This window comes from Streptomyces flaveolus (genome assembly GCF_014648815.1).
GTDB classification, from domain to species: domain Bacteria; phylum Actinomycetota; class Actinomycetes; order Streptomycetales; family Streptomycetaceae; genus Streptomyces; species Streptomyces flaveolus.
The window spans coordinates 1-7,084 of record NZ_BMRV01000033.1 but is presented as its reverse complement, the minus strand read 5'-3'; the positions used below and the strand labels follow the sequence as shown (position 1 = coordinate 7,084).

8 protein-coding genes are annotated in these 7,084 nt (G+C 70.3%); 3 read left to right on the top strand and 5 right to left on the bottom strand.

Annotated elements, in window-relative coordinates; all coding sequences use genetic code 11:
* Both IEZ05_RS35980 and IEZ05_RS35975 read left to right on the top strand, forming a co-directional pair.
* Nucleotides 1-316 (top strand): NAD(P)H-dependent oxidoreductase (locus IEZ05_RS35980; protein WP_189234538.1); only part of this gene is annotated, 316 nt, incomplete at its 5' end.
* A gap of 28 nt (nucleotides 317-344) precedes the next feature.
* A complete protein-coding gene (locus IEZ05_RS35975; protein WP_189234537.1) occupies nucleotides 345-623 on the top strand; it encodes a WhiB family transcriptional regulator in 279 nt (92 codons plus the stop codon).
* A gap of 213 nt (nucleotides 624-836) precedes the next feature.
* On the opposite strand, the gene IEZ05_RS35970 is transcribed toward IEZ05_RS35975, so the two are convergent.
* The 5 genes from IEZ05_RS35970 to IEZ05_RS35950 all read right to left on the bottom strand — a co-directional run bounded on the left by IEZ05_RS35970 (nucleotide 837) and on the right by IEZ05_RS35950 (nucleotide 6,390).
* Nucleotides 837-2,456: an MFS transporter gene (locus IEZ05_RS35970; protein WP_189234536.1), complete on the bottom strand. Its 1,620-nt coding sequence runs from the start codon at nucleotides 2,454-2,456 to the stop codon at nucleotides 837-839.
* Entirely contained in the window at nucleotides 2,453-3,190 is a 738-nt protein-coding gene (locus tag IEZ05_RS35965; RefSeq protein WP_189234535.1) for a YoaK family protein, read from the bottom strand. Before IEZ05_RS35965 ends, IEZ05_RS35970 begins: the two co-directional genes overlap by 4 nt.
* Entirely contained in the window at nucleotides 3,183-3,704 is a 522-nt protein-coding gene (locus IEZ05_RS35960; protein WP_189234534.1) for a DoxX family protein, read from the bottom strand. Before IEZ05_RS35960 ends, IEZ05_RS35965 begins: the two co-directional genes overlap by 8 nt.
* Before the next feature lie 49 nt (nucleotides 3,705-3,753).
* The gene (locus tag IEZ05_RS35955; protein WP_189234533.1) at nucleotides 3,754-4,416 is read right to left on the bottom strand and encodes a hydrolase; all 663 of its coding nucleotides are present in this window, start codon (nucleotides 4,414-4,416) and stop codon (nucleotides 3,754-3,756) included.
* 96 nt (nucleotides 4,417-4,512) lie between these two features.
* On the bottom strand, nucleotides 4,513-6,390 hold the full coding sequence (locus IEZ05_RS35950) for an amidohydrolase (protein ID WP_229870020.1): 1,878 nt from the start codon (nucleotides 6,388-6,390) through the stop codon (nucleotides 4,513-4,515).
* Nucleotides 6,391-6,748: 358 nt separating this feature from the next.
* Between IEZ05_RS35950 and IEZ05_RS35945 the strand changes: the two genes are divergently transcribed.
* Nucleotides 6,749-7,084, top strand: a 336-nt coding sequence (locus tag IEZ05_RS35945; RefSeq protein WP_189234531.1) for an alpha/beta hydrolase, incomplete at its 3' end; no start/stop codon positions are given.

Here is a 7,084-nt window from a genome sequence, read left to right as displayed (position 1 = left end):
GGTGCTGATCGCGGCGACCGGCGGCACGGCCCGGCACTCGCTCGTGCTGGAGCACGCACTGCGTCCGCTCTTCGCCTACCTCAAGGCCGTCGTCGTCCCGACCGGCGTCTACGCCGCCTCCGAGGACTGGGGCGCCGAGGGCCTCGACCGCCGGATCGAACGGGCCGGAGGGGAACTGGCCGCCCTGATGACCGGGATCGCCAGGGCGCCCGAGCGCGCCGGACGGAGCCCTGAACCGGTGCCGTTCGATCAGCTGCTTGCCGCGCTGGATCAGCTTCCCGTCCGTACTCAGGCGCTCCCCGCCACGCAACTGTGACGCCTTCGCATCATGGAAGGAGAGGTCGATGAAATCTCGGACGAAGCCGCTTCTGCGGGTATGGGAGTGGCAGGCCGATGCTGCCTGCCGCGGCATGGACAGCGCGGTCTTCTTCTCGCCCGCAGGCGAACGGGGCATGGCTCGCCGGCGGCGCGAGGACGCGGCACGAGCGATCTGCCGCAACTGCCCTATGAGCGATCCGTGCGGTCGCTTCGCCCTGGCCTCCCAGCAGCACTACGGCATTTGGGGCGGGTACACCGAGACCGAGCGTCGATCTGCGGTCCGACATGCTGCTCCGCGGCGCTGAGTGATCGACCGCGGTCCCGCCCCCGTCAAGGCGCTGACGGGGGCGGGACCGTTGCGTTTCAGTGCGCCGCCACGGTGGCCGGCCATCTGCTCCACGAGCTGCGAGGCCAGGCCTGTCCGGCGCACCGGCGCTGCCCGGGGGCGGAGGTTCACCGTGAACCGATGGCTTGGCATGCGGGGGTGGGGCGAGTTGGCCCGCTTGGAGAATCCGGTATCAGTCCGCGGGTTGCTCTTCGGCGGTGGCCACGGGGCCGGCGGTGGCATCGAAAGCGTGGGTCACCTCAGGTGCGGTCCCTTCCACCAGTAGTTCGCGCGCCTGTTCCTCGAAGCGACGGTCGGTGGCCGTGAGCCGGCTGTGATGCTGGGCCAGGTGTTCCGACCAGGAGGCGACCAGGTACTTCTCGATGAACCGTTCAGGGTTCGCGCCGTCCTGATAGAGGCCCCAGGTAAGGGCTCCTGTGCGACGCCGCGAGCGGGCCACGCGCCTCATACGGTCGGTGAAGACCGCCCTGTTCTCTGGAGGGATCCGGTACGTGACAGAGACGAGCACAGGGCCGTCGGCGGGGCCGGGTTCGAAGACCAGGGGCGGAACGGGCCAGTGGTGTGACGGGCTCGGGTCGATCCCGTCCGTGCCGAGCAGGGGCCGGCGGCGCACACTCAGGGCACTGCCCGTCAAGAGGCCGGCGCCGATCAGCAGAGCGAGGGTCAGCCCCAGTCCGTCGGCCAGTGCACCCCATACAGGTGCGGTCAGCGCTTGCCCGCCCTGGAAGACCACGAGGTAGATGGCGAGTCCCCGGCCCCTGACCCAGCCGGGCAACCGCTGCTGGATATGGGCGTTGAGGGTGGACAGCACGCCGATCCAGGCCAGACCCGCGGGCAGCAGGGCAGCCGCCGCGAGCCAGGGAGAACGAGTCGTGGCGAGTACCGTCAGCGTCGCTGCGAAGACCGCCGCGCCCGCGGCCAGGACGCCGTTGGCGCCCAGCCTGCGCCGGATCGCGGGCAGCGCGAAGGCGCCGCCCACCGCACCGACGCCCACGACGCCGAGCAGAAGCCCGTAACCGCCCGATCCGAGCCCCAGGGAACGGCTCGCCACGAGAGGGAGAAGCGACCACAGGGCGGATCCGCCCGGGATGAACAGGATCGTGCGCAGCAGGACCCGGCGGACGCCGGGAGCATGCCAGACGTAGCGGCGGCCGGCCTGCACAGCCGCCAGGAGTCCTTCCTCCCGGGCGCTGGTTCGGGAGGCCTCAGGCCGCCGCCACAGGAGGAGCACTGCCGCGACGCCCAGGTAGGACAGGGCGTTGAAGGCGAAGACCCAGCCGACGCCCGCCGCGGCGACCACTGCGCCGCCGAGGGCCGGGCCCACGGCGCGCGCCAGGTTCATGTTCACGGCCCCCAGAGCCGCGGCCTGGCCCAGTTGCTCGCGCTCCACCAACTCCGGTTGGACCGCCTGCCAGGCCGGGCCCATCAGCGCGGTGCCACAGCCCAGCAGAAAGGTGAGAGCGAGCAGGGCACCCGGGGCGAGAGTGCCGCGGAAGGCGAGCACCGTCAGGGAGGAGGAGACGACGAGCATGGCGAACTGGGCGGCCAGGAGCACCTTGCGGCGGTCGTAGCGGTCGGCCAGTACCCCGGAGGGCAGCGCGAGCAGGACGACGGGAAGGCTGGAGGCCGTCTGAACGAGCGTCACCAGGGCAGCACTGTGCCCGACGAGCAGCCACTGGGCGCCGACCGTCTGCATCCAGGTGCCGGTGTTGGACACCAGTTGCGCGATCCACAGTGCGCGGAAGACACGCGCTGCGAGCGGCGCCCAGGCCGAATCCTCCGGCAGCCTCATGACGGGGGCCTGGTCCAGGCGGGGCTGGAGGCTGACAGGCGGTGGGCAGCTACTGAGGTCACCACGAGCATCAGCAGGGTGAGGACCAAGATGTACAGAAGCTCGGCATGTCGCAGGAGCAGGGCGCCGGCGAGAGCTCCGAGGAACATGGCGAGGACCGAGAGGATGCGCCGACCGGGCCGGGGAGTCGCCCCGCCGGCCGGGGAAGAGTCTGCGGCCAGTCCTGTCAGAGTGAGAGTCAGGACGGTCGTGGTGAGGTCCGGGACTCCCAGCCGCCGGGCGACGGCGTTCTGCATGCCCATGGCGATGCCGAGCAGCACGATCAGGGTGTAGCGAACCGGACTGGTCACCTCGCCGTGCGAGAGCGCGACCGCGATCACCGTTCCCGCGACGAGGACGGCCTGGATGGCTGTCGTCGCGGCCAGCAGTCGGCCGCGATGGGCCGCGAACCGGGTGCCGAATCGCCCTCCTGCCAGTGCTCCGGTGAGGAACGACACCATCGAGACGATGGATGCGGTGACGGACAGGCCCGGCGCGCCTGCCAGAGCGAAGCCGAGGAAGACCACGTTGCCGGTCATGTTGGCCACGAAGACCCGGCCGAGCGCCAGGTAGCTCACGGCATCGATGAGGCCGGTCACCACCGTCAGCACCAGCATCAGCGGCGGCAGGGGCCCGTGCCGGTCGCCCTTCGGCGGGACGAGTGTCCGGGCGGCATCAGTCAACAGCCTACGCACGCCGCGTCCTTCCGTTCGTGGTGTCAGCAGCGGCGGGATGCCGCAGCACAGCGCGGGTGATCAGCCCGCTGGTCGGGCCGAGGACGATCGCCGTGAGAGAGACCCACAGCGGCCAGGGGGCCGGCCCGAGGAGGTCGTCGAGCGACCATTGACCCGGGCCGGTGAGGGCGAGGGCCGCGGCGACGACGACGAGGACCAGCGGGTACTCGTAGCCGTCGTTCTGGACCCACAGCCCCTTGTGCCACTTGACGGTGCCGGCCACGGTCATCACTCCCATGGCGGCCGTCGCCGCCAGGGGGGTGAGGAGGCCGGCCGCCAGGAACAGGCCGGCACCGATCTGACTGCCGCCCGCGACGAGCGCGGTGAGTGTCCCACCGCGGAAGCCGTCCCGGCGGAACTCTTCGGTGCCCCCGGCCAGCCCGTTGCCCCCCAGCCGGAAACTGACCTTCTGCACTCCGTGCCCGGCGATGAGGAGTCCCACCACCAGCCGGAGCACCAACAATCCGCTGTCCATCGCGTTGTCTGCCCGTTCCTGACGTCCGTCGTCACCTGTGAAGAGCGAGTCAGCCGGCGGCGTGCTCGCCGATGACGGCCTGCGCGTAGACGACCCCGAGACCGTAGGTGCCGCCGTGCTCCTTCACGACGTCCATGACGGGCATGTACGTCTCGGTACGCGCCCAGTCACGCTGGAGCTCGAGGAGCACCTGCACCCAGGTGACCGGCACGACGCCGGCCTGGACCATCCGCTGGACGGCGTGCTCGTGAGCCTGGGGGCTGACGCCGCCGGACGCGTCGGTGACGACGTAGACCTCGTAGTCCTGGGCGAGCGCGGACAGCGCGGGCAGGACGACGCAGACCTCGGTCCACAGGCCGGCGATGACGAGCTTCTCGCGGCCCGTCGCCTTGACGGCCTCGACGAAGGCCTCGTCCTCCCAGGCGTTCATCGTGCTGCGGTCGATGATCTTCTGGCCGGGGAAGACGTCCGCCAGCTGCGGCATGAGCGGGCCGGAGAAGGACTCGGCGGCCACGGTGCTCAGCACGACGGGAACGTCGAAGACCTTGGCGGCCTTCGCCAGACCGACGGTCGCGTTGATGATCGCGGTGCGGTCGCCGCTGCCCGTGCCGAAGAACATCTGCGGCTGGTGGTCCACGAACAGCACCGCGCAGTTGTCGGGGGTCAGCAGGTCCGGGCTGGGAGCAGCGGTGACCTCGGCGATGTCGACCATGAGTATGCCTTTCGGTGATTCACAACGGTCACGGACGGTCGTCCGCGAGGTGGGAGAGAAGGTCTGGGGACCAGATCGATTGCAGTGACGTCTGGCTCAGAAGAAGCAGGGGTCGAGGACCGGGCTGTCGGTCTCGGGGACGAGGCCGCGGCGGGCCCGCCACTGCCGGTGCAGTTCCGACTCCGCGGCGGCCTCGCCGAGAAGCTCGGCCTGGCGGACTCCCGACCTGCCCTGTGAAGGGGCCGCCTGGTAGCCGCCGAAGTGTGCCACCGGGCTCCACTCGGGGGTCAGCGGGGGCATCTGCTCGTCGATGCCCTCGTACTCGCCGGCTGCGTAGACGATCCGGCCGCCGACCACCGTCAGCAGGGCTTCGATGTGCGGGATCTCCGGGTCGGGAACCGTGAAGTAGTCCTGCGACAACACGGTGAGGTCTCCGAGGAAACCCGGGCGCAGGACGCCCTTGAGGTCCTGCTCACCGGTGAGCGAGGCACCGGCCGTGGTGAACATCTCCAGCGCCGTTTCCCGGTCGACCCGGTTGTGCGGCGGATGGATGGTCAGGTCGCCGACCGTACGGCCGGTGACCAGCCAGTGCAGTGCGATCCAGGGGTTGTACGAGGAGACGCGGGTGGCATCGGTGCCGGCGCCCACGGTCATGCCCCTGGCCAGCATCGCCCGGATCGGCGGTGCGTCCGCGGCGGCCCCGATCCCGTAGCGGCGGACGAACGCCTCGCCCTGGAAGGACAGCCGGTTCTGCACCGACATGGCTCCGCCGAGGGCGACGACGCGGTCGAGGCTGTCGGCCGACACGGTCTCCGCATGGTCGAACAGCCAACGGTTCCCGCCGGGGAAGAGTCCTTCCGCGGCGAGCTTCTCGAACACAGCGAGGTCGCGGCGGATGGTCTCGTCGTACGTGGCGTGCAGGCGGAAACCCCAGCCGTTCTCCATCAGGAGGCGTACGGCCTTCTCGAACTCCACCTCGTAGTCGGGGGCGTGTTCGGGGCGCGGCTCGGCGAAGTTCTCGAAATCCGCCGCCGCCCAGGTGAGGTTCTCGCCGGCTCCGTTGAGGCGGAGCCATTCGTCTCCGTCCTCGGGGCGGACCATGCCGATCCAGCGGGTGAGGTCGTCGATCTCCTGGCCCGCGGTCTGCGGGAACAGGTGGTAGGCGATGCGCAGGGACAGCTCGCCTTCCCTGGCCAGTTCGGTGACCGTCTCGTAGTTGTCGGGGAAGTTCTGGAAGCCGCCCGCCGCGTCGATCGCCGAGGTGAGCCCGAACCGGTTCAACTCCCGCAGGAAGTGACGCGTGGACGTCTTCCTGTGCTCCTCGTCCAGGATCGGCGCCTTGGCCAGGGTCGAGTAGAGGATCAGGGCGCTCGGGGCCGCCAGCAGCATGCCCGTGGGCTCACCGTCACGCCCCCGCATGATCTGACCACCCCGTGGATCGGGAGTGTCCTTGTCGTAGCCCACCGCCTTGAGCGCCGCGCGGTTGAGTACCGCCGACTGGTACAGGTGGAGGACGAAGACCGGGGTGTCCGGTGCGGCGGCGTTCAGTTCGGCGACGGTGGGCAGCCGCCGTTCGGCGAACTGCTCGGCCGACCAGCCGCCGACCACGCGCACCCACTGGCCCTTGGGCGTGCGGGCCGCCTGCTCACGCAGCATGGCGAGTCCCTGACGCAGTGAGCGCACCCCGTCCCAGCGCAGTTCGAGCACGTAGTTCAGGCCGCCACGGATCACGTGCAGGTGGGCGTCGTTGAGGCCGGGAACGATCCTCCGCCCCAGCGCGTCGACCACGCGCGTGGCGGGGCCGACCTTGTCGGCCACGTCCTTGTCACCGCCCACTGCGGTGATGACGCCGTCGCGAATGGCGATCGCCTCGGCCTGCGGGAGACGGAGATCACCGGTATGGATCTTGGCGTTGCGGACGACGAGGTCCGCCGCGTCGTCGGTGGCGCGGGGAATCAGCCCGCCGACCGGCATCGTGGACACCTTTCGACAACCTCCTTCGGGGCGTACAGCGTGGAATCTGTGGCAATGCCGCGGCTCTCGAGCCGGATGGGGTTACGGCGAGGTGCACGGGGGGCCGTGCTGCGGCAGCTTCGCCACTCACGCTATGCAGGACGGTCCCGGCCCTCTTTCCGGTCAGCGCACTGTCATTTGTCCGGCAGCGCACTGGACGCTCCACCGTGCACGGTGGGGTCAGAGACAGTGCGCAGGCGGGCAACAACGGTTGCCCTCACGCTTCTAGCGTGGCTGTGGCCGGCTCAGCGAGATCCCCGATTCGATGACGGCCGCTTCGCCGGAAACGCCGGCAAGCACATGAGTCCCAGGAGTCCTTATGTCCCACCCCGTGGAACCGGTTCAGCCGGTGCTGGAGCCCGCGGCGGCGGCGTTCGCCGAGGCGACGGCGAACCCGCCCTATCTGTTCGACCTGGCGCCGGCGGAAGGCCGCAAGGCCGTCGACGAGGTGCAGTCCGGCGAGATCGCCAAGCCGGACGTCGACGAGGAGTGGATCACCGTCTCCGGCGGTCCGACGGGCAGCGTCCGCGCCCGCATCGTCAAGCCCGCCGGGGCCGACGGCACCCTGCCGGTCATCCTCTACATCCACGGCGCCGGCTGGGTGTTCGGCAACGCCCACACCCACGACCGCCTGGTGCGCGAACTGGCCGTCGGC

Bases quoted from the DNA above. Each gene is read 5' to 3' on its own strand.
- IEZ05_RS35975 (WP_189234537.1), top strand. From the start codon at position 345: ATGAAATCTCGGACGAAGCCGCTTCTGCGGGTATGGGAGTGGCAGGCC.
- IEZ05_RS35970 (WP_189234536.1), bottom strand. From the start codon at position 2,456: ATGAGGCTGCCGGAGGATTCGGCCTGGGCGCCGCTCGCAGCGCGTGTC.
- IEZ05_RS35960 (WP_189234534.1), bottom strand. From the start codon at position 3,704: ATGGACAGCGGATTGTTGGTGCTCCGGCTGGTGGTGGGACTCCTCATC.
- IEZ05_RS35955 (WP_189234533.1), bottom strand. From the start codon at position 4,416: ATGGTCGACATCGCCGAGGTCACCGCTGCTCCCAGCCCGGACCTGCTG.
- IEZ05_RS35950 (WP_229870020.1), bottom strand. From the start codon at position 6,390: ATGCCGGTCGGCGGGCTGATTCCCCGCGCCACCGACGACGCGGCGGAC.